At 54.3% G+C, this 709-nt stretch carries 1 protein-coding gene; it reads right to left on the bottom strand.

From position 1 onward, the window contains the following. Window positions 1-637 (bottom strand): UDP-3-O-(3-hydroxymyristoyl)glucosamine N-acyltransferase (locus ACTHUM_RS16685; RefSeq protein WP_440403516.1); only part of this gene is annotated, 637 nt, incomplete at its 3' end. Between the last annotated feature and the right edge of the window lie 72 nt (window positions 638-709).

Below are 709 nucleotides of genomic sequence, written 5' to 3'. Positions count from 1 at the left end.
AACCGATTTCCACATCATCGCCCAGCGTGACTGCGCCGGTTTGCGGAATTTTAAACCATGAATCGCCGGCAAAGGCCAAGCCGAAACCGTCTGCGCCGATGACTGTGCCGCTGTGGATTTCGACACGGTTGCCCAAAGTGCAGCCGTAATAGCTGACAGCGTTTGGATGCAGCACGACTTCATCGCCCAACGTGCAATCATGTTGGACAACGGCATTGGCCAAAATACGGCAGCCTTCGCCCAATACGGCATTCGCGCCGATATAGGCATTCGCGCCGATTTCGCAGCTTGCCGGTACTTTTGCGCTCGCTTCGACAACAGCGGTCGGATGTACGCCGCCCTGTGCTTTGACAATCGGCGAGAACAATCGTGCCACTTTGGCAAAATAAAGATAAGGATCGGCAGCCACAATCAGGTTGCGGCCCGCAAATTCGTCTGCGGCTTTCGGCGACACAATCACTGCGCCTGCTTGGCTGTCGTGTACTTCGGCTTTATATTTCGGGTTGGCCAAAAAGCTGATGTGTTCCGCCTGCGCTTGATCCAATGGACGGACGGCGGTAATGGCGATGTCTTCGCCTTTCCATTCGCAGCCGAGTTGGGAAACTATTTGGGACAGGGTGTATGCTTGTGAAGTCATGATAATCTGCCGTCAAGATGTCCAGGCCGTCTGAAAGATGCCGGTTTGGGTTTCAGACGGCCTTAGGTTTGT

It is taken from the genome of Neisseria sp. P0021.S006 (assembly GCF_051956895.1).
This window is presented reverse-complemented; position numbering and strand designations above follow the sequence as displayed.